Annotated in this window: 27 protein-coding genes; 16 read left to right on the plus strand and 11 right to left on the minus strand. The window is 67.8% G+C overall.

Translation table 11 applies throughout. The features are described from left to right. Window positions 1-5: 5 nt before the first annotated feature. Window positions 6-1,184 (minus strand): hypothetical protein, encoded by a 1,179-nt coding sequence (locus tag BGO82_RS18065; RefSeq protein ID WP_291307017.1) that lies wholly within the window; start codon window positions 1,182-1,184, stop codon window positions 6-8. A 283-nt stretch (window positions 1,185-1,467) separates the two neighbouring features. Between BGO82_RS18065 and BGO82_RS18070 the strand changes: the two genes are divergently transcribed. Then, window positions 1,468-2,394, plus strand: coding sequence for a hypothetical protein (locus BGO82_RS18070; protein ID WP_291307018.1), 927 nt, complete (start codon window positions 1,468-1,470; stop codon window positions 2,392-2,394). Between the two features lie 234 nt (window positions 2,395-2,628). On the opposite strand, the gene BGO82_RS18075 is transcribed toward BGO82_RS18070, so the two are convergent. Together BGO82_RS18075 and BGO82_RS18080 are read right to left on the minus strand one after the other, a co-directional pair. After that, a complete protein-coding gene (locus tag BGO82_RS18075) occupies window positions 2,629-4,563 on the minus strand; it encodes an EAL domain-containing protein (RefSeq protein WP_291307019.1) in 1,935 nt (644 codons plus the stop codon). 221 nt (window positions 4,564-4,784) lie between these two features. Continuing rightward, entirely contained in the window at window positions 4,785-5,846 is a 1,062-nt protein-coding gene (locus BGO82_RS18080) for a D-TA family PLP-dependent enzyme (protein ID WP_291307020.1), read from the minus strand. Between the two features lie 88 nt (window positions 5,847-5,934). On the opposite strand from BGO82_RS18080, the gene BGO82_RS18085 reads away from it, so the two are divergent. Both BGO82_RS18085 and BGO82_RS18090 read left to right on the plus strand, forming a co-directional pair. Next, the gene (locus tag BGO82_RS18085) at window positions 5,935-7,029 is read left to right on the plus strand and encodes a DUF2793 domain-containing protein (protein ID WP_291307021.1); all 1,095 of its coding nucleotides are present in this window, start codon (window positions 5,935-5,937) and stop codon (window positions 7,027-7,029) included. A gap of 247 nt (window positions 7,030-7,276) precedes the next feature. Next, window positions 7,277-8,515, plus strand: coding sequence for an aminopeptidase (locus BGO82_RS18090; protein WP_291307022.1), 1,239 nt, complete (start codon window positions 7,277-7,279; stop codon window positions 8,513-8,515). A 9-nt stretch (window positions 8,516-8,524) separates the two neighbouring features. On the opposite strand, the gene BGO82_RS18095 is transcribed toward BGO82_RS18090, so the two are convergent. Then, window positions 8,525-9,280, minus strand: coding sequence for an alpha/beta hydrolase (locus tag BGO82_RS18095; RefSeq protein WP_291307023.1), 756 nt, complete (start codon window positions 9,278-9,280; stop codon window positions 8,525-8,527). Between the two features lie 141 nt (window positions 9,281-9,421). Between BGO82_RS18095 and infC the strand changes: the two genes are divergently transcribed. The 13 genes from infC (at window position 9,422) to BGO82_RS18160 (ending at window position 20,485) form a co-directional block, all read left to right on the plus strand. Further along, complete coding sequence (infC, locus tag BGO82_RS18100; protein WP_291307574.1) at window positions 9,422-9,958, plus strand: translation initiation factor IF-3; 537 nt, start codon at window positions 9,422-9,424, stop codon at window positions 9,956-9,958. Between the two features lie 109 nt (window positions 9,959-10,067). Continuing rightward, a complete protein-coding gene (locus tag BGO82_RS18105) occupies window positions 10,068-10,493 on the plus strand; it encodes a MarR family transcriptional regulator (protein WP_291307024.1) in 426 nt (141 codons plus the stop codon). A gap of 118 nt (window positions 10,494-10,611) precedes the next feature. Then, on the plus strand, window positions 10,612-10,812 hold the full coding sequence (rpmI, locus tag BGO82_RS18110) for a 50S ribosomal protein L35 (RefSeq protein ID WP_291307025.1): 201 nt from the start codon (window positions 10,612-10,614) through the stop codon (window positions 10,810-10,812). Between the two features lie 14 nt (window positions 10,813-10,826). After that, window positions 10,827-11,225 carry a 50S ribosomal protein L20 gene (rplT, locus tag BGO82_RS18115; RefSeq protein ID WP_291307026.1) on the plus strand — a complete coding sequence of 133 codons (399 nt, stop codon included), beginning with the start codon at window positions 10,827-10,829 and terminating at the stop codon, window positions 11,223-11,225. A 107-nt stretch (window positions 11,226-11,332) separates the two neighbouring features. Beyond that, window positions 11,333-12,463, plus strand: a complete 1,131-nt coding sequence (pheS, locus tag BGO82_RS18120) for a phenylalanine--tRNA ligase subunit alpha (protein ID WP_291307027.1) — start codon at window positions 11,333-11,335, stop codon at window positions 12,461-12,463. Beyond that, on the plus strand, window positions 12,463-12,987 hold the full coding sequence (locus BGO82_RS18125) for a hypothetical protein (protein ID WP_291307028.1): 525 nt from the start codon (window positions 12,463-12,465) through the stop codon (window positions 12,985-12,987). Before pheS ends, BGO82_RS18125 begins: the two co-directional genes overlap by 1 nt. Before the next feature lie 65 nt (window positions 12,988-13,052). Next, a complete protein-coding gene (locus tag BGO82_RS18130) occupies window positions 13,053-13,319 on the plus strand; it encodes a BrnT family toxin (RefSeq protein WP_291307029.1) in 267 nt (88 codons plus the stop codon). Window positions 13,320-13,332: 13 nt separating this feature from the next. After that, on the plus strand, window positions 13,333-13,905 hold the full coding sequence (locus BGO82_RS18135) for a BrnA antitoxin family protein (protein ID WP_291307030.1): 573 nt from the start codon (window positions 13,333-13,335) through the stop codon (window positions 13,903-13,905). Continuing rightward, window positions 13,902-14,534, plus strand: coding sequence for a DNA polymerase III subunit epsilon (locus BGO82_RS18140; protein ID WP_291307031.1), 633 nt, complete (start codon window positions 13,902-13,904; stop codon window positions 14,532-14,534). The genes BGO82_RS18135 and BGO82_RS18140 overlap by 4 nt, the downstream gene beginning before the upstream one ends. Beyond that, window positions 14,531-16,939: a phenylalanine--tRNA ligase subunit beta gene (gene pheT / locus BGO82_RS18145; protein WP_291307032.1), complete on the plus strand. Its 2,409-nt coding sequence runs from the start codon at window positions 14,531-14,533 to the stop codon at window positions 16,937-16,939. The genes BGO82_RS18140 and pheT overlap by 4 nt, the downstream gene beginning before the upstream one ends. After that, complete coding sequence (locus BGO82_RS18150) at window positions 16,936-18,072, plus strand: hypothetical protein (protein ID WP_291307033.1); 1,137 nt, start codon at window positions 16,936-16,938, stop codon at window positions 18,070-18,072. The genes pheT and BGO82_RS18150 overlap by 4 nt, the downstream gene beginning before the upstream one ends. Beyond that, the gene (locus BGO82_RS18155) at window positions 18,069-19,280 is read left to right on the plus strand and encodes an O-antigen ligase family protein (RefSeq protein WP_291307034.1); all 1,212 of its coding nucleotides are present in this window, start codon (window positions 18,069-18,071) and stop codon (window positions 19,278-19,280) included. The genes BGO82_RS18150 and BGO82_RS18155 overlap by 4 nt, the downstream gene beginning before the upstream one ends. Continuing rightward, window positions 19,277-20,485 carry an O-antigen ligase family protein gene (locus BGO82_RS18160; protein WP_291307035.1) on the plus strand — a complete coding sequence of 403 codons (1,209 nt, stop codon included), beginning with the start codon at window positions 19,277-19,279 and terminating at the stop codon, window positions 20,483-20,485. Before BGO82_RS18155 ends, BGO82_RS18160 begins: the two co-directional genes overlap by 4 nt. Here the strand turns inward: BGO82_RS18160 and BGO82_RS18165 are convergent. The 7 genes from BGO82_RS18165 to BGO82_RS18195 are packed head-to-tail and all read right to left on the minus strand — an operon-like array spanning window position 20,472 to window position 25,414. Further along, the gene (locus BGO82_RS18165; protein WP_291307036.1) at window positions 20,472-21,503 is read right to left on the minus strand and encodes an aldo/keto reductase; all 1,032 of its coding nucleotides are present in this window, start codon (window positions 21,501-21,503) and stop codon (window positions 20,472-20,474) included. The genes BGO82_RS18160 and BGO82_RS18165 overlap by 14 nt on opposite strands. Continuing rightward, window positions 21,500-22,174, minus strand: a complete 675-nt coding sequence (locus BGO82_RS18170) for a GNAT family protein (RefSeq protein WP_291307037.1) — start codon at window positions 22,172-22,174, stop codon at window positions 21,500-21,502. Before BGO82_RS18170 ends, BGO82_RS18165 begins: the two co-directional genes overlap by 4 nt. Then, window positions 22,171-23,067, minus strand: a complete 897-nt coding sequence (locus tag BGO82_RS18175) for an SDR family oxidoreductase (RefSeq protein WP_291307038.1) — start codon at window positions 23,065-23,067, stop codon at window positions 22,171-22,173. Before BGO82_RS18175 ends, BGO82_RS18170 begins: the two co-directional genes overlap by 4 nt. Then, window positions 23,043-24,176, minus strand: a complete 1,134-nt coding sequence (gene queG / locus BGO82_RS18180; RefSeq protein ID WP_291307039.1) for a tRNA epoxyqueuosine(34) reductase QueG — start codon at window positions 24,174-24,176, stop codon at window positions 23,043-23,045. Before queG ends, BGO82_RS18175 begins: the two co-directional genes overlap by 25 nt. Further along, the gene (locus BGO82_RS18185) at window positions 24,163-24,423 is read right to left on the minus strand and encodes a CopG family antitoxin (RefSeq protein ID WP_291307040.1); all 261 of its coding nucleotides are present in this window, start codon (window positions 24,421-24,423) and stop codon (window positions 24,163-24,165) included. Before BGO82_RS18185 ends, queG begins: the two co-directional genes overlap by 14 nt. Further along, a complete protein-coding gene (locus tag BGO82_RS18190; RefSeq protein WP_291307041.1) occupies window positions 24,392-24,700 on the minus strand; it encodes a BrnT family toxin in 309 nt (102 codons plus the stop codon). Before BGO82_RS18190 ends, BGO82_RS18185 begins: the two co-directional genes overlap by 32 nt. A 36-nt stretch (window positions 24,701-24,736) precedes the next feature. After that, the gene (locus BGO82_RS18195; RefSeq protein WP_291307042.1) at window positions 24,737-25,414 is read right to left on the minus strand and encodes a glutathione S-transferase family protein; all 678 of its coding nucleotides are present in this window, start codon (window positions 25,412-25,414) and stop codon (window positions 24,737-24,739) included. Window positions 25,415-25,470: the final 56 nt, after the last annotated feature.

A 25,470-nucleotide genomic window follows, 5' to 3' on the forward strand; every position in this document is an offset into this window, starting at 1 on the left:
CGCGCTCACATCAGGTAATAGGAGCGCCCGGTCCAGGTGGGCAGCAGCAGCACGTCGAGGATCAGCAGCGCCGGCAGCAGCAGGTAGAACAGCCATTTCCAGCGCGAGAACAGCAGCGACGCGGTGATCAGCACCGGCGCCAGCCCGACCACGAAGCGCAGCATCGAATAGGCGTTGGTCGAGAGCGGCAGCAGCACGCCGAACAGCGAGAACAGCGCCCAGTCCCACTTGCCCTTCCACGCCATCACCCCGCTCAGCGCCATGCCGGCGATCGCCGCCAGCCCGAAGGCGAGGTCGGTGCTGATGGTGGAGTAATTGTGCGCGTCGAACTGCATCTTCAGCGTCAGCCACAGATTGCGGAACGGATCGGAGAACGCCCGGCCCCAGGCGCGCTGGATGTGGACGAACGCCAGCGCATCGCCCGAATGGAACCACAGATAGATCGCGAACAGGCAGATGCCGACCGGCACCAGCGCCACCGCCAGCAGCAGATCGGTGCGCTTCCACAGCGTGCGGAAGAAGCCGCGCACCGAGCCGCCGTCCCTCAGATGGTTCTGGAACGCCGCGATCAGGATGGCGCCGGCAAACAACAGCCCGGTCGAGCGCGTCGCCGACATCAGCGCTCCGGCCACCCCCGCCGACACGTAGTCGCGCTGCTTCAGCAGCACGAAGCCGGCGATGGTCAGCATGATGAACAGCGCCTCGGTATAGAGCGTCGAGAAATAATACGAGAACGGCCCGAGGAACAAAAAGAAGCAGAACAGGAAATAGGCGCGGAAGCGGCGCTCGAACAGCGGCCAGCTCAGGATCGCCGCCCACACGCTGAGCAGCAGCGTCAGGATCGAGCCGCCCACCAGCATGGAAAGCCCGGTGATGCGGTTCAGCCCCCACACCAAGATCGAATAGAACGGAAAGAACGCCCAGTTGTTGGCGTCGCCCTTGTCGAACCCCGACGGCCGGCCCTCATAGCCATAGAGCGCCAGCCGCTCATAGGCGTTGCAGTCGTAGACGCACAGCGCCCGCAGATAGTCGTTGAAGCCCCAATGCCCGGTGGTGCGCACATAGACGGCGTAGCGCAGCAGCACGCCGATCAGCATCAGGTAGAAGGGCAGCAGCACGTAGGCCGGAATCCGCCAGGTCCAGCGCCGGGCGGCGGCTTTGCTTTCGGCAATCGTCTCGTCCATCTGACGCTACAGCGACCTCGCGGGGGGCACGGGCGTTTTAGCGCAGCCCGGTGCTGAACCCAACAACTTGTTCCGGCCACGCCGGTTCCGCCTGTTGCACGACAATTGGGCAGCGAGGCAACCAAATTGCGGCATCGCGCCTTTGTGACTCGAGCAAATTGCGTCACCGAGCAATTGCGTCACAGGAGCTTGCCCCATGAACGGTATCATCTATCTCGTCGGCCTGGTCGTGGTGATCATGGCCATTCTGTCCTTCTTCGGCCTGCGCTGAGCGAGGCCGCCCATGACCATCGAACATGACGTCGTCATCGCCGCCGCGCCCGCCGCCGGCGGCGCAGCAGAACATCATTCCTACATCGACTGGGCTGCCGTCATCGGCGGCATCGTGCTCGCCTCGGCGATCTCGCTGCTGCTGCTTGCCTTCGGCTCGGCGGTCGGCCTGAGCTTCGCCAATTTCCGCAGCTTCACCGGCGTCGCCCCGATCTGGGTCGGCATCGCCGCCGCGAGCTGGCTGCTCTGGGTGCAGATCTCGAGCTTCATGGCCGGTGGCTACCTCACCGGCCGCATGCGCCGCCGCTTCCACGACGCCACCGAGCACGAAAGCGACGTGCGCGACGGCGCCCACGGCCTCCTGGTCTGGGCCGGGGCGCTGGTGGTCGGCGCCATCATCACCGTCGGCGGCCTCGGCGCCGCGGTCGGTGCCATCGGCAATGCCGTCGGCACCGCCACCACCGCGGCGTCCAACGTCGCGCAGGGGGCGGCCGCCAATCCCGGCGCGGCCAACGCGCTCGACCCCAACGCCTACTTCACCGACCAGCTCTTCCGCCTGCCCGCCGACGGCGCGGCGCCGCAGGGCGCCGACGTTGCCGACGCCCGCGGCGAAGCCGGACGCATCCTTGCGGCCAGCGCCGTCTCGGGCAACGTCAGCGACGACGACAAGGCCTATCTCGGCCAGCTCGTGGCGCAGTCGACCGGCCTGCCGGCCGACCAGGCCACGGCCCGCGTCGACCAGGTGCTGAAGGCGGTGGACGACGCCAGGGCCAAGGCCGCAGAAGCCGCCGAGACGGCCCGCAAGACCGCCGTGCTCGCCGCCTTCCTCACCGCCGCCTCGCTGCTGGTCAGCGCCGTCGGCGCCTATTGGGCCGCCATGAAGGGTGGTCGCCATCGCGACGAGGGCACGGTGTTCGCCGATGTCTTCGGCCGCTACTGAGGAGGATCGGACATGCGCAATCTTGGTGCCGGCATTCTGCTCTGGCTGCTCGGCGTTCCCATCTGGCTGATCATCATCATCCTGCTGTTCATCCACCACTAACACCCGCACTCGGCGCTCCTCTCCCGCTTGCGGGAGACGGGGACCGCGCGTCGCGTAATGGAGGGGCGGCCCCAGGCATCGGTGCCTGGGGCCGCCCCTTTCGTCGGCCGCCACCGGCGTCCCGAATCTGTCCTATCCCGTAAGGCGCTGCTCCATCGGCGGATACGGCATCGCATCGTCTTCGCCGCCCAGCAGTTTGCGCACTTCGCCGGCCGGCAGCGGGCGGGCGATCAGATAGCCCTGCGCCTCGGTGTAGCCGGCGGCGTGGATGTTGCGCAATTGCGCCGCGGTCTCGACACCCTCGGCGGTGGTGACGATGCCCATGCCGTGGCCGATCTCGGCGATGGCCCGCACGATGGTCTGCGCCCCGGCGGCGCTGTCGATGGCGCGTACGAAGCCGCCGTCGATCTTGATCTTGTCGAACGGATATTTGAGCAGATAGCTCAGCGCTGAAAAGCCGGTGCCGAAATCGTCGAGCGCGATCTTGAGCCCGAGCGCATGCAATTGCCGCAGCGCGTCGAGGTTGGCGGCGCTGTTTTCGAAGAACACCGATTCGGTGATCTCGATCTCCACCCGCTCCGGGCTGAGGCTCGAGGCGCCCAGCGCATTCATGATCGTCGCCACCACATTGCCGCGCTGGAACTGCACCGACGACACGTTGATGGCGACGCGCAGTCCGGCCGGCCAGGTGGCCGCCTCGGCGATCGCCTGGCGCAGCACCCATTCGCCGATCGGCACGATCAGCCCGGTCTCCTCCGCCACCGGCACGAAACGGACCGGCGAGATCAGCCCGTCCTCGGGATGCCGCCAGCGCAGCAGCGCCTCGAAGCCCGAAAACGCCTGCCGCTTGAGGTTGAGGATCGGCTGGTAATAGAGCTCGAACTCGCCGCGCTCGAGCGCCATGCCGAGGTCGCGCTCCAGCCGCCGCCGGTCGCGCAGCGCCTTGTCCATGGCCGGCTCGAAGAAGCGGTAGCTGCCGCGCCGCTCGGCCTTGGCGGCATAGAGCGCCAGATCGGCGTTCTTGAGCAGCTCGTCCGGCGTCAGCCCGTCGCCCGGCGCCACCGCCACGCCGATCGAGAACGCGATGTCGGCCTCCTGCCCGTCGACGATGAACGGCACGCGGCCCACATCGGTCAGCGTCACCGCCAGCCGGTGCGCGTCGCGCGCCGCCGCGCCCACATCCATCACCACCGCGAACTCGTCGCCGCCCATGCGTGCCGCCATGCAGGCGCCGCCGGCGCTGGCCTCGAGCCGTCGCGCCACCTCCTTGAGCACGACGTCGCCGGCGGCGTGGCCCAGCGTGTCGTTGATCGATTTGAAGCCGTCGAGATCGACCAGCAGCAGCGCGAAGCTGCCGACCCCGTCGGCCTGCGCCACGCATTCGGCCAGCCGCTGCTGCAGCATGTGGCGGTTGGGCAGGCCGGTCAGTGCGTCGTGATAGGCGCGGTGCGCCAGCTCTTCCTGCAGCCGGGCGAATTCGGTGATGTCCTTGTGCGTCGCCACCCAGCCGCCATCGGGCAGCGGCTGGTGGTTGACCGACACCATCTCGCCGCTGTTGAGCCGGTGCACGTCGACCCACACCTGGTTGCGGTCGACGCCCTGCGTGCGCTCGGCGTAGTACCGTTCGGGGTCCTCCCCGACGAAGGAATTGGCGGCGATCCGGGCGCGCACGATGTCGGCGAACGGCGTGCCGGGTTTCCCCAGCCGTCGCGGCAGGTGGTAGAGGTCGAGGAAATAGCTGTTGCAATAGACCAGCCGGCGCCCGCCATCGAAGATCGAGATGGCGTAGCCGGTGGAATCGAGCGCCAGCGCCATGCGCTCGGTCTGCAGCTTCAGCGCCCGGCGGCTGTCGCGCAGTTCGGCGGTGCGCTGCCGGATCTTGCGCTCGAGGCTTTGCTGGAACGCCTCCAGCTCCTCGGCCCGCAGCCGCATCGAGCGGTCGCCGCGCTCGCGCTCCGCGTCCGCCTCCGCATAGGCGCCCGCGACGAGCGCGGTGAAGCGCGCCAGGTCGATGCCGCCATCGGGCAGGCGGGCTTCGTCGAGCTGCCGGGCGAGACGCGTGTGCATGTCGGGCGGCCCGCTCAGCCGCCGGCCGGCGCGCGGCGCGAGACGACGGCTGCCGGCTCGGCAGGCTCGTCCGGCCGGCCCTCGCCAGCGTTCCGGCAGAGCTGCGATGCGCCCATCCGCGATCCTTCCAAACCACCGGATTTCCGGGGTTTTTCTGGGCCCAGGATAGGCTCGCGCCGTAAACATTGAGTTAGTTTGACCGCGCGTTTCGCCTCGATCGGTCAGTCGACCCGGCCGCGCGCCGCCACCGGCACCGCCTCGATCGTGCCGTCCGCCGCCAGCAGGTTGACCCGGTCGAACAGGTTCGACACCACGCAGGCATGGTTGGGGATGAGCCTCAGCCGCTCGCCCACCCGCGGCCAGTCCGACGGGGCGTCGAGCTCGATCACCCCATGCTCCTCCGACAGCGCGGTGACCACGATCTCCTCATGCCCCTGCACCGCGCCATGCCCGGTCTGGCCCAACAGGTCGCTGCTCAGCGCTTTGGAGCCGGCATCGACCACGATGCGCGTCGGCGTCGGCCGCGACACCACCGTGGTCAGCACCGTGAGCGCGCAGTCGGCGAAGCGCGCCGCCCCGAACCCCACCTGGCTGCGGTCGAAATAGATGTAGGTGCCGGGCCGCCGTTCGGTGACCACCGAGTCGCCCGTATGCCACATGTCGGGGCTGTTGCCCGAGGTCACCACCGGCACGTCTATCCCCGCCGTTTCGAGCAGCGTCTTGGCCTCGCCGAGCCAGCGGTCGGCGGCCGCGGCCTGGCCGCGCGGCGGGTAGGTCATCAGCCCGCCGAAGCGCAGCCCCGGCGCCAGCGCGATCTGCCGGGCGAGCGCCAGCGCCTGCGCCGGCGACTGCACGCCGCAGCGCCCGCCGCCGGTGTCGCACTCGATCAGCACGGTCAGCGGTTTCGTCCCCGGCGCCGCGAAGGCGGCGGCATAGCCGGCCACGGTCTCGGGGCTGTCGGCCGTCACGCTGATCCTGATCCGCTCGTTCAATGCCTTGAGCCGGCTCAGCTTTTTGTCGCCGATGAGGTTGTAGGGCAGGAAGATGTCGGTCAGTCCGGCGTCGGCCATCACCTCCGCCTCGCCCAGCTTCTGCACCGTGATGCCGACCGCCCCAAGCGCCAGCGCCCGCTTGGCGAAGCGCGGCAGCTTGTGCGTCTTGATGTGCGGGCGGAGCGCGTAGCCATTGGCGTCGGCATGCGCCTGCGCCCGCTGCAGATTGGCCTCGACGCGCCCCAGATCGATCACCACGCAGGGCGTTTCGAGGTCGTCGATCCGGGTCATGGGCAGGGGCTCCTGAGGCACGCTTATCCCCGTCGCTGCGGGGGCTCGTAAAATGGCGGGCAACGCCAACGGTTCGGAGGAACCCCCGATGTCGACGACTGCCCGCCTCTCGCTGCCCTACATCGCCCCGCAGCAGGCGCAAAAGCAAGTGACCTACAATGCCGCCATGGCGCGGCTCGACCAGCTCGTGCAGCCGGCCGTCAAGAGCCGCAGCATTGCCGCGCCGCCGGCCGGCCCCACCGAGGGCGACGCCTATATCGTCGCACCCTCGGCCAGCGGCGCGTGGGCCGGCAAGGACGGCCGCCTCGCCCTTTGGCGCGACGGCGGCTGGAGCTTCGTCGTTCCCGCCGATGGCTGGCTCGCTTACGTGCTCGACGCCGGCGAGATCGCCATCTGCGCCGCCGGCGCCTGGTCGGCCCTGGCCTTCACCGGCGGCGCCGGCCTCGGCAAATTCGGCGTCAACACCGACGCCGACCTCACCACTCGGCTGGCCGTCGCCGCCGCGGGCAGCCTCTTCACCCATGACGGCGCCGGCCACCGCCTGACGCTCGACAAGGCCAGCGCCGCCGACACCGCCAGCATCGTCTTCGCCGACAACGCTTCCGGCCGCGGCGAGATCGGGCTTGCCGGCGACGACGCGCTGCACCTCAAGGTCTCGCCCGACGGCAGCGCCTGGACCGAGGCGCTCACCGTGGCGCAGGGCACGGGCGTGGTCAGCCTGCCGGTCGGCCAGCTCGCCTTTCCGGCGACCCACAATCCCTCGGCCGGCGCCAACACCCTCGACGACTACGAGGAGGGCGTCTGGACCCCCGCGATCACCTTCGGCGGTGGCGCCACCGGCGTCGTCTACGGCTCGCCCTGCCTCGGCCGCTACACCAAGGTCGGCAATCTGGTCACGGTCACGGGCCTCCTGACCCTGTCCAGCAAGGGCAGCTCGTCCGGGCCGGCGCAGATCACCGGCCTGCCCTTCGCGTCGCTCAACGACGGCATCTACGGCTCCGTCGCAATCGGCTATGCCGGCGGTTTTTCGGGCGTCAGCGGCGCCGTGCTCGGCCTGATCGGGCCCAACGGCAGCAAGGTGACGCTGTACCAGTCGGCCAACGGCGCCGGCGCCGGCCTCACCAGTTCGCAATTCACCAACAGCGCGATGCTCTATTTCACCGCCAGCTACCAGGCGGCCTGACCCGGCGCTTGACGCGAACCTCGAGCTTGGTGATCGCCGCCCAAGGGGGAGGGGAGCCCGACTGCACCACCGTGATCGCGGCTCCTGCGCCCCCCTCCCCCCTGCGGGGAGGGGCCGGGGGTGGGGGCCACAGCCACCGTCGCCATTGTGTCCCGCGCGTCGAAACGAAAACCGGAACGATTCGCTGTTTCCATGAAATGGCGAATTGTTCTAGGCGTCATGCACCGTCGTTCATTCAGGTGCCGCCATGCCCGCTCCCGCCGTCGATCCCAACAAGCTGCAGAAACTCGCCGAGGTCGCCATCCAGGTCGGCCTCGGGCTGAAGCCGGGGCAGGACCTCTACATGACGTCGCCCATCAGCGCCCTGCCGCTGGCCCGGCTGATCGCGGCCGAGGCCTACAAGGCCGGCGCCGGCCTCGTCACCACCTTCTTTTCCGACGAGGAGATGACCCTCGCCCGCTATCGCCACGGCCACGACGAGGGCTTCGACCGCGCCGCCGGCTGGCTGTACGAGGGGGTGGCCAGGGCGTTCGGCGAAAACACCGCCCGCCTCGCCATCGCCGGCGACAACCCGATGCTGCTGAGCGGCGAGGATCCGGACAAGGTCGGCCGCGCCAACCGGGCGCTGAGCAAGGCCTACAAGCCGGCCTCGGCCAAGATCGTCAATTTCGACATCAACTGGACCATCGTGCCCTATCCCGGCGCCGCCTGGGCGAAGCAGGTGTTTGAGGGCGACGACGAGGCGACCGCCGTGAGGAAGCTCGCCGACGCCATCTTTGCCGCCACCCGCATCTCCACCGCCGATCCGGTCGCCGCCTGGGCCGCGCACAATGGCCGCCTCAGGGAGCGCCAGACCTGGCTCACCGGCAAGAACTTCAAGGCGCTGAAATACACCGGTCCCGGCACCGATCTGACGCTCGGCCTTGCCGACGGCCATGCCTGGAAGGGCGGCGCCTCGCCGGCGCGCAACGGCATCACCTGCAACCCCAACATCCCGACCGAAGAGGTGTTCACCACCCCGCACCGGCTGCACGTCGATGGCGTGGTGCGCTCCACCAAGCCGCTCAGCCACAACGGTACGCTGATCACCGACATCGCGGTTAAATTCGAGGGCGGCCGCATCGTCGAGGCCCATGCCGGCAAGGGCGAGGACGTGCTGCTCAAGGCCATGGACACCGACGAGGGCGGGCGCCGCCTCGGCGAGGTGGCGCTGGTGCCGCACTCCTCGCCCATCAGCCAGAGCGGTATCCTGTTCTACAACACGCTGTTCGACGAGAACGCCGCCAGCCACATCGCGCTCGGCCAGTGCTATTCCAAATGCTTCCTCGACGGCGACACCATCACCCCCGAAGAGGTAGCGCGCCGCGGCGGCAACACCTCCAACATCCACATCGACTGGATGATCGGCTCCGCCGAGATCGACGTCGACGGCATCGGCCAGGACGGCGCGGTCACCCCGGTGATGCGCAAGGGCGAGTGGGCCTAGGGCGAGGCGCTACACCCCGCGTTCGGCGATGGTCTGTTCGATGGCGCGGTCGAGCAGCGCCAGGTCCTCGGGGCGGCTGAGGCGGTGGTCGCCCTCGGGGACCACGATGAAGCTCACCGGATCGCTGACCAGATGCTGCACCAGCCTCGCCGCATGCTCCCGCGGCACGTCCCTGTCGCGCGCGCCCTGCAGGATGGTGACGTGGCAGCCCGTTTCGATGGCGCGTCCGAACAGCAGGTGCCGCCGGCCGTCCTCGATCAGCGCGCCGTTGATGCGGTACGGCGTGTCGGAATAGTCCGACGGCGTGTCGACGAAGCCCTGCTTGTCGAGCAGCTTGCGATATTTCTTCGGCATCTGCGCCAGCATCAGCTCGGTCATGTCGACCGCCGGGGCGATCAGCACCAGCCCATGGATGCGCGCGTCGCCTCTGGCCCGCCGCGCCCGGTTGAGCAGCAGCGCCAGCCAGCCGCCCATCGACGAGCCGATGACGATCTGCGGCCCGCTGGTGGTGGCGAACACCGCCTCCGCCTCCTCCAGCCAGCGGCTGATCGTGCCCTGGTCGAAGTCGCCGCCGGAGCGGCCGTGGCCGGAATAGTCGAAGCGGGTGACGGCAAGGCCGTGGCTGGCCCCGAACGCATCGACCGCGCTGGCCTTCGATCCGCTCATGTCCGAGCGGAAGCCCGACAGCCAGAACAGCCCCGGCGGCCGCCCCGCCCGGCGCTCGACGGCGATCGCCCTGTCGCCCACCAGGATGGTCTCGCTCACACTCGCGGCTCCGCGCAGCTCCGCAACAGGCTTTGACATTTCCGTTCGCGCCCTGTCCAGCCGATTGACTTATGGGCCGCGAATAACGATTTTAGCGCCGCTTCCCTTGGCATCCGTTCAACTGCAGAAGGATTCTCTGCCATTCGCCGACCCATGAGACCCGTTGCGCCCCAGAAGGATGGGCCGCTCAGCAACGAGGACATCCAGTCTCCCGAAGTCCAGCTCATCGACGCCGAAGGCGTCAACAAAGGCGCGGTCCGCACCCGCGACGCGCTGGCCCAGGCTCAGGAACTGGGCCTCGACCTCGTCGTCATCGCCGGAAACTCCACGCCGCCCGTCGCCAAGATGCTCGATCTCGGCCGCTTCAAATATGCTGCCCAGAAGAAGGCGGCCGAGGCGCGCAAGAAGCAGAAGGTGATCGAGGTCAAGGAAATCCAGCTTCGCCCCAACATCGACACCCACGACTACGAGACCAAGATGAAGGCGGTCACCCGCTTCCTCGAGGACGGCGACCGGGTGAAGGTGACCATGCGCTTCCGCGGCCGCGAAATGGCGCACCAGGACATCGGCATGGAACTGCTGGTCAAGGTGCAGCAGGAGATGGAGGCCAGGGCCAAGGTCGAATCCGCCCCGCGCTCCGAAGGCCGCCAGATGGTGATGGTGCTGGCGCCCAAATGAGGGCGGCCCGGCATCGGCAGGAACAAGGGCGGCCCCGTGCCGCCCTTTTGTTTCGAGGATGGCGGGGTGGCTGTTCCCACCGTCCCGCGAATCCTCTACATAACGCCTTATGACCTTCGACCAGCGCGACACCATCGGCTTTCACGCCGCGCAACTGGCGCGGCTGCTGGCCAACCGGCTGCGCGAGGCGCTGGCGCCGCTCGGGGTGCAGCCGGCGCAGGCGGCGGCGCTGATCGAGATCGGCCGGGCCGAAGGGCTGACGCAGAAGCAATTGGTCGAGCGGCTCGACGTCGAGCAGCCCGGTGTCGCCCGCACCCTCAACGGCCTCGAGGCCGAAGGCTGGATCACCCGCCGGCATCTGGCCGGGCGGGCCCAGGGCCTCTACCTCACCGACAAGGCGCGCGCCCTGGTGCCGGACCTCGCCCGCATCACTGCCGAGATCAACCGCGCCGCGCTCGGCGAATTGAGCCGTACCGAGGGCGCCCACCTCATCGACCGGCTGGGCGAAGTCATTTCGTCGCTCAGGACCGCCTGAGGCTTGCGCTTGTCGCGCCCACCCTCTATAGACGCCGCTTCCAACCGGACCGCCCGGCCGAAAGGCATGCCGTGGCGATCCTGAATGCCACCGCCTTCGGGCGCAAACGGGTAGCAAAATGCCAAAGATGAAGACCAAATCGGGCGCCAAAAAGCGCTTCAAGATGACCGCGTCTGGCCGCGTCAAGGCCGGTGTCGCGGGCAAGCGCCACCGCCTCTCCTCGCACAATGCCGACTACATCCGCCGTCACCGCGGCACCAAGATCCTCAAGAAGGGGGATGAGGGCCTGGTGAAATGGTACATGCCGTACGCGCGCTGAAGGAGAGCTGACAGATGTCCCGAGTCAAACGTGGCGTAACCGCTCACGCCCGCCACAAGAAAGTCCTGAAGGCCGCCGAGGGCTATTACGGCCGCCGCAAATCGTCGATCACCGTCGCCAAGGCGGCCGTCGACAAGGCCGGCCAGTACGCCTATCGCGACCGCCGCGCCAAGAAGCGCAATTTCCGCGCGCTGTGGATCCAGCGCATCAACGCCGCCGTGCGCGCGCATGGGCTGACCTACGGCCGATTTATCGACGGCCTCGTGAAGGCTGAGATCGCGGTCGACCGCAAGGTCCTGTCCGACATCGCCATCACCGAGCCCAAGGCCTTCGAGGCGCTGGTCGCCCAGTCCAAGAAGGCGCTCGGCTATCTCGGCGAGATCGAGAAGACCACCGCCGCGCGCGTGGCCTGATACAGCCACCGCGCTAGCCTTTTCCGAGGCCTCACGTTAAGCCTTGCGCCGCCCGTCCGGGCTTTGGCGCAGGGCTTTTTGTTTGCCCGCCTGAACTGGAATTGCACATGAGCCTCACCGATGACATTGCGCGCCTGCGCACCGAGCTTACCGCCGCCATCGCCGCGGCCGCCGACGCGGGAGCGCTCGAGGCGGTCCGCGTCGCCGCCCTGGGCAAGAAGGGCTCGGTCTCGGCCCTCCTGGCGACGCTCGGCGCCATGCCGCCCGACGAGCGCAAGAGCGCCGGCCCGCTGATCAACGGCCTCAAGGCCGGGATCGCCGGCGCCATCGAGCAGAAGGGCGCGGCCCTCGCCGCCGCCGCGCTCGCCGCCCGGCTCGAAACCGAGCGCCTCGACGTCACCCTGCCGCTCCGGCCCGCGCCCACCGCCGAGGGCCGCATCCATCCCATCAGCCAGGTGTGGGACGAGATCACCGCCATCTTCTCCGACATGGGCTTCAGGATCGCCGAAGGCCCCGACATCGAGACCGACTGGTACAATTTCACCGCGCTCAACTTCCCCGAGGGGCATCCGGCGCGCGAGATGCACGACACCTTCTTCCTCGAGCCGGGACCGGACGGGGTGCGCAAGGTGCTGCGCACCCACACCTCGCCGGTGCAGATCCGGGTGATGCGCCGGACCAACGAGACGCCCGCCGCCCCCTATCTCACCCCGCCGATGGAGCCGCCGATCCGCGTCGTCATGCCCGGCCGCACCTATCGGCACGACAGCGACCAGACCCATACCCCGATGTTCCACCAGGTCGAGGGGCTGGTGATCGACAAGAGCTCGCATATCGGCCAGCTCCGCTGGGTGCTCGAGGAATTCCTCAAGGCCTTCTTCGAGGTGCCCAACGTCACCCTGCGCTTCCGCCCGAGCTTCTTCCCCTTCACCGAGCCCTCGATGGAGGTCGATGTCGGCTGCGACCGCTCCGGCCCCGAGGTGAAGATCGGCGAGGGCAGCGACTGGCTCGAGATTTTGGGCTGCGGCATGGTGCACCCCAACGTGCTGCGCAATTGCGGCCTCGACCCCGATGTCTACCAGGGCTTCGCCTGGGGCATGGGGATCGACCGGCTCGCCATGCTCAAATACGGCATGAACGACCTCCGCGCCTTCTTCGACGCCGACAAACGCTGGCTCGACCACTACGGCTTCAGGGCGTTCGACATGCCGACGCTGTTCGGAGGGTTGTCGAGCTGATGCAGAAGGTCGAGCGGTATCTTCTGATCGTCGACTTTGACCTGCCCGAGACGCTCGAGGCTTCTGGCAGCTGGCGGAGCTATGCGGGCTTCGACGGACTCGCTGTTCGGGCCAATCAACGATGGGAGCCGCTGCTGAAGTCCAGCTTTCGCGTGGCACAGCTCAAGCAGCATCCAGATGCTCTGCCATCGGGACCGCTACGGGGTGCCTATATTTCCGACGAACTCGATAACACGCCGCCGCGTGGAGACTTTCGCTTTGTTGGCTACGACGCCGGAATGTATTTCGATGCCTACGGTCACTACTCCCTGCTGCTCCATCATGTGAGCCGACACCCCGGCGAGTGGGTGCTGAACAGTCACAAATTGTTCGATCGAGCCGATGACGCTGCGGCCCTCGTGAATTGGTGGATTCGGTGGACACCGGACGACCCGCAGGCCAAGGAGACCGTTGCCCCCGGGGATGAGTATCGGCCATTTGCGATGTTCGCCGCACCGCCTCTGCAAGGGACTCCGATCCAATGAGCCGACGCCATCAGAGCTGACCTATTGATTTATTTGTGACCACAATTAAATGGGGATTGTGGTAGATGGAACTGGAATGGGACGAGACGAAGCGACAATGGACGTTGGAAAACCGCCAGTTGGACTTCGCCGACGTCGCATTCATCGACAGGGCCAGTCTCGTTTCGGAGCAGGACACGCGCCAGGACTATGGCGAGGTGCGGTTCTCCAGCTTCGCCTACCTGCGTGGCCGCCTGATCAACTTCTGTTGGACGCCTCGAGCAGGGGGAATGCGCATCTTTTCCATGAGGAAAGCCAATGACCGCGAACGCAAGAAATATCAGACGCGATAGAGAGCCGGGGTCGATGGAAGGCATTCTTCCGGGCGAGTCCCTGGACGATTTCGAGAAGCGCGTGGGCGATGACGCGCCGGAGTGGACTGAGGATGACTTCAAGCGCGCGCGGCCGATTAGTGATTTTCCGGAGCTGAAGGCCGCCCTTGAGCGCGCGCAGCGGCAACCCCGGCCGCCGCAACCTGAAGTCGAGGTTTCACCGCCGGTGGCTGCTCGGTTCGATGAGAAACATCTGCACATAGATCTTGCGGATGGCCGCACCCTGACAGTGCCGCTGACCTGGTATCCGGACCTCGTTACCGCTACGCCGGACGAGCGTCAGGCATTCGTGCTGACGCCGGAGGGCCTCCACTGGCCACAGTTTCACGAGGAAGCCTCCATCGCGTCGATCCTTCGCACCCAGATCAAGATCGACGAGTTGGAGCGTGCCCGCGGCCAGCGCGGACCGCAGAAATCCCCCACCAAGGAGCGCGTCGCCCTGCGCCTCGATCGCAATATCGTCGATCACTTCCGTCACGACGGCCCGGGCTGGCAGACACGTATCAACGATGCGTTGGCAGAGCTGGTGAAGCGGAACACGCGTTGACCGACACCACCGACATCGTCACCTTCGTCGTCACCGACATCGAGGCCGACGGGCCGTCGCCGCTCGACAGCTCGATGCTGAGCTTTGCCTCGGTGGCGTGCGACGTCGCCGGCACGGTGCTGGCCGAGTTCGAGGCGGTGCTGGAACCGCGTTCCGATCGCCAGCCGCACCCGGTGACCATGGACTGGTGGAAGACGCAGCCCGAGGCCTGGCGGCACGCCACCGAAAATCCCGAGCGGCCCGAGATCGTCATGCCGCGCTATGCCGATTGGGTCGAGGCGCTGCCGGGCTGGCACGCCTTCGCCGCCGCGCCGATGAGCTTCGACGGGCTGTGGATGGACCACTATCTGCAGACCTATGCCGGCGTGCGCGTGCTCGGCCATCCCACCGGCGGCCGCCAGATCTTCCGCGGCGGCGGCGTCTGCCTCTACACCATGGCCGGCGCCCTGCGCGGCGCCGAATACCTGAAATGGGGCATGCAGCGCGTGCCGCCCGACTGGTACGGCCACATCGCGCACACGCACCGCGCCATCGACGATGCGCGCGGCTTCGCCAACGTCCTTGCCAAGCTCTTTGCGATCTCCGGCGGCCTGCCCAGGATCGAAGCGACCGAAAGTATCTATCGATGAAGTTCACCCTCGACTGGCTCAAGGATCACCTCGAGACCACTGCCACCGCCACCGAGATCGGCGAGGCGCTGACCACGATCGGCCTCGAGGTCGAAAGCATCGAGGATCAGGGCAGGGCGCTGAAACCCTTCGTCGTCGCCAAGGTGGTGTCGGCCATCCCGCACCCCAATTCCGACCACCTCAAGGTGTGCAAGGTCGATGCCGGCACCGGCGCGCTCATCGACGTGGTGTGCGGCGCGCCCAACGCCACGACCGGCATGAAGTCGGTCTTCGCCTTTCCCGGCACCTATATTCCGGGCAAGGATTTCGAGCTCAAGGCCGGCGTCGTCATTCGCGGTCAGCCCAGCAACGGCATGCTCTGCTCGGCCATGGAGCTCGAGCTCAGCAACGACCATGAGGGCATCATCGTCCTGCCCGACGACGCGCCCATCGGCATGCCCTATGTCGAATACGCCAAGCTCGGCGGCGTGGTGTTCGACATTTCCATCACCCCCAATCGCGGCGACGCCACCAGCGTGCTGGGCGTGGCGCGCGATCTCGCGGCGTTCGGCATCGGCACGCTCAGGGACGGCGCCATCGCGCCGCAGCCGTCGCCGGGTGGCGCGAGCCCGATCGCGGTAGAACTGCGTTTTGCCGAGGGCGAGCCCGAGGCCTGCCGCATGTTCGCCGGCCGGCTGATTTCCGGCGTGAAGAACGGGCCGTCGCCCAGCTGGCTGCAGGACCGGCTGCGCGCCATTGGTTTGCGACCAATCTCGGCGCTGGTCGATATCACCAACTACATCACCTACGATCGCGGCCGGCCGCTGCACGTCTTCGATGCCGACAAGCTCAAAAGCCCGGTGCACGCCCGCATGGCCAGGGCCGGCGAAAGCCTGCTGGCGCTCGACGGCCACACCTATGCGCTCGACCCGACCATCCCGGTGATCGCCGACGCCAATGGCGCCGTCGGCATTGCCGGCATCATCGGCGGCGAGCCCACCAGTTCCACCGACGCCACGGTCAATGTGTTCGTCGAGAGCGCCTGGTTCGACCCGATGGTCACCGCGCAGGCCGGCCGCAAGCTCGGCGTCGTCACCGACGCCCGCTACCGTTTCGAGCGCGGCGTCGACCCGACCAGCCAGGTGCCCGGCCTGGAATTGGCGACGAGGATGATCCTCGCGCTCTGCGGTGGCACGCCGCACGAGATCGTCGTCGCCGGCCATGTCGAGCCGCCCGGCACCGTCATCGAGTTCCCCGTCGGCGAAGTGAAGCGCCTGACCGGCCTCGATCTGCCGGCGCCGCGCATCGCCGAATTGCTGACGCGCCTCGGCTTTGCCGTCACCGGCGCCTTCCCCACGCTCACCGTCAAGGTGCCGTCGTGGCGTCCGGACGTGACGCAAAAGGCCGACCTCGTCGAGGAGGTGATGCGCATGGAGGGCGTCGACAAGGTGCCCGTCGATCCGCTGCCGCGCCTTTCGGGCGTCGCCCCACGCATGCTGACCACGCTGCAGTCCCGCCGCCGCATCGCCAAGCGCGTGCTCGCGGCGCGCGGGCTCGACGAAGCCGTCACCTGGTCGTTCATTTCCGCCGACGAGGCGGCGCGGTTCGGCGGCGGCAAGCCCGAACTGAAGCTCGCCAACGCTATCGCCGCCGATCTTTCCGACATGCGGCCCTCGCTGCTGCCGGGCCTGCTGGCGGCCGCGCGCCGCAACCAGAATCGTGGCTTCGACGCCGTGGCGCTGTTCGAGGTGGGGCAGGTGTTCCTCTCGGCCGAGCCCGAGGGCCAGCATACCTATGTCACCGCCCTCCGGTCCGGCGCGGTGCCGAAAACCTGGGACGGCGGCGGCACGCTGAGCGTCTTCGATGCCAAGGCCGACCTTGCGGCGGTGCTCGACGGGCTCGGCCACGATCTCGACAAGCTGCAGCTCGTCGGCGAGGCGCCGGCCTGGGCCCATCCCGGCCGCGGCGGCCGCGTGCAGCTCGGCCCGGCCAAGATCATCGGCTGGTTCGGCGAGCTGCATCCGGCCTGGGCCGCCGAGCTCGGCCTCACCGGCCCGGTGGCGGCGTTCGAGCTCGACCTCGACGCCATTCCCGAGCCGCGCCGCAAGGCGACGCGCGGCAAGGGCGCGCTGAAGCTCTCCGACCTGATGCCGGTCGAGCGCGACTTCGCCTTCCTGGTCGATCGCAATGTCGCCGCCGCCAACCTGCTCAAGGCCGCGCGCAACGCCGACAAGGCGCTGATCGCCAACGTCGCGGTGTTCGACCTGTTCGAGGGCAAGGGCGTCGAGTCGGGCAAGAAGTCGATCGCCATCCGCGTGACGCTGCAGCCGATGCAGAAGACGCTGACCGACGAGGAGATCGACAAGGTGTCGGCCTCCATCGTCGCGGCCGTAGGCAAGGCCACGGGCGGCGCGCTGCGCGCATGAGTGCGGCCGCGCTCCCCGTCGCCAATTCCTACGCGGCCCTGTCGGCAGGCAATGCGGCCCACCGCATCGCCCGTGCCCCCGGCCGCGCGCGACCCGAAGCGTTCACCAGGGCGTTCGACACAAAAACGCTGTTCTACGATTGCTTCTGGGATGCCGACGGCACCCGTGTGCTGCTGGTCGGCCCGCCGCCCTACGGCCTGCCTTACAAGGCAGCGATTTTCACGGCGCGTCCCTCGGGCGATCGCCTGCGCGTCCGGTTCTGGCCCTCGCTCAGCACCATGGTCACCGAGCTCGTGGCGGTGCCCCGCGACACCACCGCGATCGAGGTGTCGCTGGCCGGCGAGACGATGTCGCTGCCGGTGCAGCCCAACGCCTGCGCCGAGCTCGCCGGCAGCCGCCTGCTGTTCACCATCAACAAGGACAACGACCTCGCCTGGATCCGCGAATGGGCGACCTGGCACGCCCGCCTGCACGGCACCGACGCCATCGTCCTCTTCGACAACGCCTCAACCCGCTATAACCTGACAGAGCTTCACGGTGTGCTGGCGTCCGTTCCCGGCCTGAAACATGTCGGCGTGCAGCACTGGCCGCACAGCTTCGGCCCCTATGACGCGGCGCTCAAGGCCAATCCCTATTGGGCCCGCTTCCTGCAAATTGCGTCGATGTCAGTGGTACTTAGGCGCTATGGCGAACGCGCCTACGGCCTCCTCGACTGCGACATCGACGAACTCGCCGGCACCCGCTCCGGCGCCTCCCTCTACGATCTCGCCCACGCCTCGCGCGGCGGCCTCGTCGTCTTCCACGGCACGTGGATAGAGGCCGTGGGTCAGGCCACCCGACACCGCGGTTTCACCCAGCGCCTCGCCGACCCCAAACCGGCGCATTCGCCGCAGCGCAAATGGGCTCTCGACCCCGCCCGCCCCTGGGTCCGCCGCCTCTCCGTCCACCCCTACTGGCACTGGATCGAGGGTCGCGCCTGGTTCAGCAAATCCATGCCCGACGACGCTTTCTACTGGCATTTCAAGGGCATCAACACCAACTGGAAGCACGACCGCACCAGGGCGCCGCAAGGTGCGCTGGTGCGCGACGAGCTGCTGGCCCGGCGCTTCGCCGAGCTCGAGGCGGCGCCGTGACCGCCCGCCTGCCGGCCATCGCCCTCTGGGCGCTGCTGCTGCTCGCCCTGGCCCTTTCCCCGGTGCTGGGGCTGCTCACCCCCTACGCGGCGCTGCTGGTGATCCTGCCGCTCTTCGTCGTGACCCTCATCCGCCGCAATGCGCCCGCCGCCTATGCCTCCTACGACGCCCGCGTGCTGCTCGGCATCTTCGTGCTCTTCGCCATCATCTGCGCCATCACCGCCGACAGCGCGTCGGACGTGCTGCGCGCCCTCAACTTCACCATGTTCCTGACCTATGGCGCGGTGGCGCTGCTGTTCGAACGGCAGCGCATCGCCCGTCCCGCCGAGCTGGTGGCGCGCCTCGCCGCCATCGGCGTGATGCTCGGTCTCGTGGAGGTCGGGGTCAGTGCCGTGCTGGTGCATGCGAGCCGGCCGGAGGCCCTGAATCTGGGGCCCATCGTTCTCTCCAACGCCCTGCTGGCGCTGGGCTTCGTGTCGCTCGGCGGCGTCTTCGTGCGCCGCGATCGCTATGGCTGGCTCTATCTCGTGCCGCCCCTGCTCGCCATCGTCGCGACCGTCCTCACCGGCTCGCGCGGGCCGCTGCTGGCGGTCCCCGCCGCCGCCATCGCCGCTGCCATCTTCATCTGGCACGACCGCTTCCGCCAGTCGCTACGCGCCACGCTCATCGGCGCCGCCGGGCTGGTCGTCGTGCTCGCCGGCGGCATTGCCGCGGTGCTGCAGGGCCGGGCGGGCTCCCTCCTTGCCATCGTCGGCGCCGTGGCCGAGGGCAACGCCGTGGTCGACGAAACCGTGCGCCAGCGCCTCGTGCTCTATCGCGCCGGCTGGCAGTCCTTCCAGCAATCGCCCTGGGTCGGGCATGGCTGGGGCAACATCATGAGCTCGGTGAAGCCGTTCCTCGCCGACTCCGACCAATGGCTGCTCACCTGGCTGCCGCAGCTTCACAACGACGTCCTGAACTTCGCGGTGGCGAGCGGCATCATCGGCGTTGCCGCCTATCTCGCCATCATCACCACGCCCATCGTCGGCGCCCTGCTGGGCCCGCGCGACAGTCTCCGCACTTTCCGTCTCTACGGCGCCACGGTGCTCACCATCGTCTATGTCGGCGGCGGTCTCACCGATTTGATGTTCGGCTTCGAGTTCCACACCTACCTCTTCGCCATGCTCACCGCCATTCTGCTGCATCTCTGCCGCGAGCCGACGAAGTGACCGTGCTGCTGCTCACCATCCTGCGCGGCGCCGCGATGGGGCTCGCCTGGTTCGCGGCCGTTGTGCTGTTCGTGCTGTCGCCGGCCATCGGCAGCATCGCCTCGATCGTTGCAGTGCTGGCGCTGCTGCTGCTGTCGCCGGTCGCCTTTCTTCGCGGCAGTTGGACGACGCTGCGCCGGCAGCCGGCGATGCTGCTCTTTCTCGCGGCCTTCCTGTCGCTGCTGGTCTGCTTCATCGCCACGGCGCGCGAATTCGGCGACACGCTGTTCGCCACCAATTTCCTCGGCCTGCTGCTCGCGCCGGCGGCCTATCTGCTGGCGCTGCGCCGGCCGGGCGCCCGCACCATCGCCACCATTGCCACCCTCTGCGCGCTGGGCGCCGTCGTCGGCGCCCTCACCGGCAGCTACGACGTTTTCATCCAGCACAAGGAACGCGCCATCGGCTGGGGCTCGGGCGGCAACCTCATGGCGCGCACCGTGGTGCTGCTCGGCTTCATGGGCCTTGCCGGCATCATCGGCCTCCGCTCGCCCTGGCGCTGGCTGCTCGTCATCGGCGCCGCCGCCTCGCTGTTCGCGCTCTATCTCACCTCGACCCGCGGCGTCTTCGTCGCCGTGCCGGTGCTGGGGCTGCTGTTCGTCTGGGCGCTGCTGCGCGAAATGCGGGCGAGCCGCCTGTGGTATCTCGCCGGCCTCGGCGTGCTGGTCGTCGCAGTCGGTGCCGTCGCGCTCATGTCGCCGCGCTTTCTCGCCGTCGCCTCGCTGCTCGAGCAGGTGGTGGTCGATCCCTCGGCCATCCCCGATCCCTCGACCACCGAGCGCCTCGCCATGTGGCAGGCCGGCTGGACCGCCCTGTTGCGCGCGCCGCTGCTCGGCCATGGCTGGGCGCATCTGAGCGAGGCGGCACTGCCCTATGTGCTGTCGATGTACCACAACGACTTCTTCAATGCCGCCGTCGCCGCCGGCATCGTCGGCATCGTCGCCTGGCTGGCGACGCTGGTCGCGCCGGTGGTCGGCGTGCTGGTACTGCCGCCCGACCGCTACGCCAACCTCAGGCTCTACGGCGCGCTGCTCCTAAGCCTGAGCTTCTTCGTCTTCGGCCTCACCGACATGACCTTCGGCTACGACCTGCCGACGACGCTGCACGCGGTGCTCACCGCCATCGTCCTCGGCGCCTTCCGCGAGCCTGACGAGGTCAGTCGGCCATAGTCGTCGCCGGGCGGCTGGGCAGCAGCGCCCCCTCGACCGCCGCGTCGATGGCGTCGAGCTCCTTCTGCGTGAAGCTCAGATTGTCGAGCGCGCCGAGGCAGTCCTTGAGCTGCTCCAGCGTGCGCACGCCGATCAGCGCCGAGGTCACCTCGCTGCGCCTGAGCACCCAGGCCAGCGCCAGTTGCGACATCGTCTGCTTGCGCGCCTTGGCGATCTTGCCCAGCGCGTCGACCCCGGCCAGCACCTTGGGCGCCAGCGCCCGCGCATTGATCGACGAGTTCTTGTCCTCGGCGCGGGTGCCGGCCTTGCCCCTGGAGTATTTGCCCGACAGGATTCCCTGCTGCAGCGGCGAGAACGGGATCACGCCGATGCCGAGTTCGCCGCAGGTGTCGAGCGTCTCGTCGTCCTCGATCCAGCGGTTGAGGATGGAATAGCTCGGCTGGTGGATCAGCAGCGGCACCCCCATGTCGGCGAGAATGCGGTAGGCCTGCTTGGTCTCCTCGCGCGGATAGGACGAGATGCCGACATAGAGCGCCTTGCCCTGCCGGTGCAGTTGCGCCAGCGCCCCCATCGTCTCCTCGAGCGGCGTGTTGGGATCGAACCGGTGCGAATAGAAGATGTCGACATAGTCGAGCCCCATGCGCTTGAGGCTCTGTTCGCACGAAGCGATGAGGTATTTGCGTGAGCCCAGGTCGCCATACGGCCCCGGCCACATGCCCCAGCCGGCCTTGCTCGAAATGATCAGCTCGTCGCGGTACGGCCGGAAGTCACGCGCCATGATGTCGCCGAACAATTCTTCGGCGGCGCCGGACGGTGGGCCGTAATTGTTGGCGAGGTCGAAATGCGTGACGCCGTGGTCGAAGGCATAGCTCAGGATCTCGAAGGCCGACGGGTAGTCGCGCGTGCCGCCGAAATTCTGCCACAGGCCGAGTGAGATGGCTGGCAGCTTCAGACCGGAGCGGCCGCTGCGTCGATAGGCCATGCTGTCGTAGCGGGTGTCGTTGGCGCGGTAGGTCATCTTGTGCTCTCCACGTTGTCGAAGCGCAGCCTGCTGCGCTGCTGCCCGCCGGCGTCGAAATTGTCCGGCGCGAGCCAGCGCTCGTATTCCGCCTTGCGGGCCGGCCACTCGCCGTCGAGCATGGCGAACCACGCCGTGTCGCGGTTCTGCCCCTTCTGGATCATGTGCTGGCGGAAGATGCCCTCGAAACTGAAGCCGAAGCGCTCGGCCGCTTTCTTGCTCGGCGCGTTGTTGTTGTTGCACTTCCATTCGAAGCGGCGATAGCCGAGCTCGTCGAACACGTAGCGTGCCGCCAGGTACAGCGCCTCGGTCGCAAGCCGGCTGCGCGCCATGCGCGGTCCCCAATAGATCGAGCCGATCTCGATCACGCCATGCTCGGGCACGATGCGCATCAGCGCCTGCCGGCCCTCGGTGCGGCCGGTCGCGCTGTCGACTACTGCAAACATCAGCGGGTCGTTCGCTGCCGCGGCGCGCTGCACGAAATCGGCGAGATCGGCTTCCGTCTCGGGCGCCGTCTCGAACAGCCAGGTGAAACGCTCGCGTCCGTCGGCGCTGCCGATGGCCTCGTAAAGGCTCGCCACGTGCTGCGGCCCGATCGGCTCGAGCCGCGCATAGCGGCCCTCGAGCACCACCCGCTGCGGCGGGCCCTTGGCGGCGTGAGGCGCGCTCATGCCGGCTGCCTGAAGATGGCGTCGAGCCCCGCCTGGTAGGTCGGGTACATCAGTTCGATGCCCAGTGCCTGCTTGATGGCGTGGCTCGAAACCCGCTTGTTGTCGGCATAGAAGCTGCGCGCCATCGGCGTCATCTCCGCCTCCTCGAACGGCAGTCCAGGCGGCACCGGCGCGCCCATCAGCCGCGCCGCGTATTCCACCAGATCCTGCGGCGGCGCCGGTTCGTCGTCGCTAAGGTTGAAGGTGCCGGCCAGCTTGCGCTGCGCCGCCAGCGCGCTCACCCGGCCGATGTCGTCGACATGGATGCGGTTGAACACCTGGTTCGGCTTGATGATGCGCCGCGCCGTGCCCTCGCGCAATTTGTCGAAGCTCGATCGTCCCGGCCCGTAGATGCCGGCGAGCCTGAGCACCAGCAGCGGCAGATTGCGCGCGGCGGCATAGTCGCGCCAGAGCTGCTCCACCTCGACGCGCTGCTGGCTGCGTTTGTTGATCGGCCGCGTCGGTGCCGTCTCGTCGATCCACTGCCCGCCGAAATCGCCATAGACACCGACGGTCGAGTAGTAGCAGAGCCATTGGAGGCCCGTCGCCGCGTCGAGGTCGTCGCGATGCAGATTATAGGCCGGATCGCCGCTGTCGTTGGGCGGGATCGACAGCACCACATGGCTCGCGCTGCGCAAATCGGCACCGAGCGTCGGCCCCTTCTTCAGGCCGTCGAAAACGTGCAGCCGATATGGGCTCTCGGCCAGCCGTTCGACGCCCTCTTCGGTGCGGGTGGTGCCGGCGATCGCTACGTCCGGCGCGATGATGTCGTGAATCGCCTTGGCCGTGGCCAGCGACGAATACCCCATGCCGAAAAAGAACACGCCCATTATGCCGAAAGCTCTGCCGTCCATTCGTTTCGGACCGTGGTGTCGTCCTCGCGAGGCAGAAAGTCCAGCGCCAAACGCCTGGCTTCGTCCACCGGAGCAAGCCGGCGCACGGCCCAGACCGCGGCGCCGCGGATCAACGGCTCGGCATCGCCCAGCCGCGCCGCCGCCAGCGGCACGAGTGCCGCATCGCCGCTGTTGCCGATGGCGATCAGCACGTTGCGCAGAAAACGCGCATGGCCGATGCGCTTGATCGGCGAGCCGGCGAACAAGGCCCGGAAGCCGGCATCGTCCAATAGGACCAGATCGGCAAGGGTCGGGGCGTTGAACTCGTCGCGCGCCATGAGCTTGGCCTCGCGGCTGGCGGAGGCGAATTTGTTCCATGGGCAGACCGCGAGGCAGTCGTCGCAGCCATAGATGCGGTTGCCCATCGCCACCCGGAACTCACGCGGAATCGGCCCCTTGTGCTCCACCGTGAGATAGGCGAGGCAGCGCCGCGCATCGAGCTGGAACGGCGCAGGAAAGGCGTTGGTCGGGCAGATGTCGAGGCACCGCCGGCAACTGCCGCAGCTCTCCTCATGCGGCGCATCCACCGGCAGCTCGGCGGCGGTGAAGATGGCGCCGAGGAACAGCCACGAGCCGAACTCGCGGCTGACCAGCACCGTGTGCTTGCCTTGCCAGCCGAGCCCCGCCGCTTCCGCCAGCGGCTTTTCCATCACCGGCGCGGTGTCGACGAACACCTTGACCTCGGCGCCGCTACGCCGCGCCAGCAGCCCCGCCAGTTCCTTCAGCCGGCCCTTGATGATGTCGTGATAGTCGCGGTTGCGCGCATAGACCGAGATGCTGCCGCGGTCGCGCTGCTTGAGCACCTCCAGCGGGTCGCGGTCGGGCCCGTAATTGACCCCGAGCATGATCACCGAGCGCGTGCCGTCCCACAGCGCCAGCGGATCGGCGCGGCGCTCGGCCGTCTCGGCCATCCACGCCATGTCGCCATGCCAGCCGCGCTTGAGCGCTTCGCCGAGCTTATCACGCAGATCCGGCCGCGCCGCCGGCGAGGCGATGCCGAACGCATCGAACCCAAGTGCTTTGGCGCGAGCCTTGAGCTCGGCCACCAGCGCCGCGCTACTTTGCGGCAATGTCGCGTTCCATCAGCATCCGGATGTAGCGCGTGTACGGCATGCCCTGCGCCTTGGCCCGATCTTTCACCGCATCCAGCAGCGGCTGCGGCACCCGCATATTGAGCTGCGCCTCCTTCTTTTCGAACTCGAAATGATGGCGCTTGAACTGCGCCAGGTCGAGGTCGGACAAGTCCTGCATGAGGAAGGCTTCCGCCTCTTCATCGGTCTTGAACTTAGGAACCTTCCTCCCGCCAGAGTCGCTCATACCGCTCGATCTCCTTTCTATGCATGTAACGGGCACTAAGCGGGCGAACCACTTCTTGTCCCTCTTGCATCCGAATTGTGAAAACCACGAATACCGGACGCTCGCTACGATTGCTGCCGACCGCAATGCTGCGGTCTTCGTGGTCGGAATGCTCGTAATCCGGAACGAGGAACGGATCGCTATCTAGCACATGCTCGATCTCGGCGATCGTCACGCCATGCGACTGGCATTTCTCCAGATTGCCGGCATCCCACACATAGCGAGACGTGAGAGCCACGATTGAAATCCCGTCAATGTATATACAAAAGTATAGTCAAAAATCAAGATTGGCATATCCCGCGTGTGGCGGCATGCCGCCGATGCGGTCGTTGAGCAGGGTGCGGAAGGCCGGGCGCGACTTGATGCGGGCATACCAGTGCCGCGTCTCGACCGAGGTTTCCCAGTCGACGTCGCCGAGATAGTCGAGCGCGCTGAGGTGCGCCGCCAGCGCGAAATCGGCCAGCGACATGGCGTCGCCCGCCAGCCATTGCCGCGTCGCGAACAGCCAGTTGAAATACAGCATGTGCTCGACGAGGTTGGCCTTGGCCACCCGCAGCACCGACGGATCGGGCGTCGCGCCGGGCGTGTCGCGCTTGACGATCTTTTCCTCGATCACATAGCGCGTCACTTCGTCGTTGAGCTTCATCAGCACCCATTCGCTGAGCCGCCACATCTCGGCCCGGTCGCGCCCCTGCGAGGGGAACAGCCCGGCCACCGCGCTCGGGCTGTAGCGGTCCTCGATGGCGTGGATGGTGGCCAGCGTGCCCACCGCCGGCGGCTCGCCCTCGTCGATCAGGATCGGCACCGTGGCCGCCGGGTTGAGCTCGAGCAGATGCGGGTCGCGCCGCCACGGCTTCACGTCCTCGAGGTCCACCGCCACGCCGTACTCGGCGAACATCAGCCGGGCGAGGCGGGACGAGGGGTCGAGCCTGTGGTGCAACAGTCGCGGCATTCGGCATCCGGGTCCAATGGCGCGGCCCCGCAAATCAGCTTATGCGAAAAAGCCGC

The organism is Devosia sp. 67-54 (assembly GCF_001899075.1).
Classification (GTDB): Bacteria; Pseudomonadota; Alphaproteobacteria; order Rhizobiales; family Devosiaceae; genus Devosia_A.

Bases quoted from the DNA above. Each gene is read 5' to 3' on its own strand.
- BGO82_RS18185 (WP_291307040.1), bottom strand. From the start codon at position 24,423: ATGAGCGACTCTGGCGGGAGGAAGGTTCCTAAGTTCAAGACCGATGAA.
- BGO82_RS18130 (WP_291307029.1), top strand. From the start codon at position 13,053: ATGGAACTGGAATGGGACGAGACGAAGCGACAATGGACGTTGGAAAAC.
- BGO82_RS18150 (WP_291307033.1), top strand. From the start codon at position 16,936: ATGAGTGCGGCCGCGCTCCCCGTCGCCAATTCCTACGCGGCCCTGTCG.
- rpmI (WP_291307025.1), top strand. From the start codon at position 10,612: ATGCCAAAGATGAAGACCAAATCGGGCGCCAAAAAGCGCTTCAAGATG.
- BGO82_RS18135 (WP_291307030.1), top strand. From the start codon at position 13,333: ATGGAAGGCATTCTTCCGGGCGAGTCCCTGGACGATTTCGAGAAGCGC.
- rplT (WP_291307026.1), top strand. From the start codon at position 10,827: ATGTCCCGAGTCAAACGTGGCGTAACCGCTCACGCCCGCCACAAGAAA.
- BGO82_RS18105 (WP_291307024.1), top strand. From the start codon at position 10,068: ATGACCTTCGACCAGCGCGACACCATCGGCTTTCACGCCGCGCAACTG.
- BGO82_RS18125 (WP_291307028.1), top strand. From the start codon at position 12,463: ATGCAGAAGGTCGAGCGGTATCTTCTGATCGTCGACTTTGACCTGCCC.
- BGO82_RS18170 (WP_291307037.1), bottom strand. From the start codon at position 22,174: ATGAGCGCGCCTCACGCCGCCAAGGGCCCGCCGCAGCGGGTGGTGCTC.
- BGO82_RS18075 (WP_291307019.1), bottom strand. From the start codon at position 4,563: ATGCACACGCGTCTCGCCCGGCAGCTCGACGAAGCCCGCCTGCCCGAT.
- pheT (WP_291307032.1), top strand. From the start codon at position 14,531: ATGAAGTTCACCCTCGACTGGCTCAAGGATCACCTCGAGACCACTGCC.
- BGO82_RS18070 (WP_291307018.1), top strand. From the start codon at position 1,468: ATGACCATCGAACATGACGTCGTCATCGCCGCCGCGCCCGCCGCCGGC.
- BGO82_RS18090 (WP_291307022.1), top strand. From the start codon at position 7,277: ATGCCCGCTCCCGCCGTCGATCCCAACAAGCTGCAGAAACTCGCCGAG.
- BGO82_RS18165 (WP_291307036.1), bottom strand. From the start codon at position 21,503: ATGACCTACCGCGCCAACGACACCCGCTACGACAGCATGGCCTATCGA.
- BGO82_RS18080 (WP_291307020.1), bottom strand. From the start codon at position 5,846: ATGACCCGGATCGACGACCTCGAAACGCCCTGCGTGGTGATCGATCTG.
- pheS (WP_291307027.1), top strand. From the start codon at position 11,333: ATGAGCCTCACCGATGACATTGCGCGCCTGCGCACCGAGCTTACCGCC.
- BGO82_RS18065 (WP_291307017.1), bottom strand. From the start codon at position 1,184: ATGGACGAGACGATTGCCGAAAGCAAAGCCGCCGCCCGGCGCTGGACC.
- BGO82_RS18175 (WP_291307038.1), bottom strand. From the start codon at position 23,067: ATGGACGGCAGAGCTTTCGGCATAATGGGCGTGTTCTTTTTCGGCATG.
- BGO82_RS18085 (WP_291307021.1), top strand. From the start codon at position 5,935: ATGTCGACGACTGCCCGCCTCTCGCTGCCCTACATCGCCCCGCAGCAG.
- BGO82_RS18195 (WP_291307042.1), bottom strand. From the start codon at position 25,414: ATGCCGCGACTGTTGCACCACAGGCTCGACCCCTCGTCCCGCCTCGCC.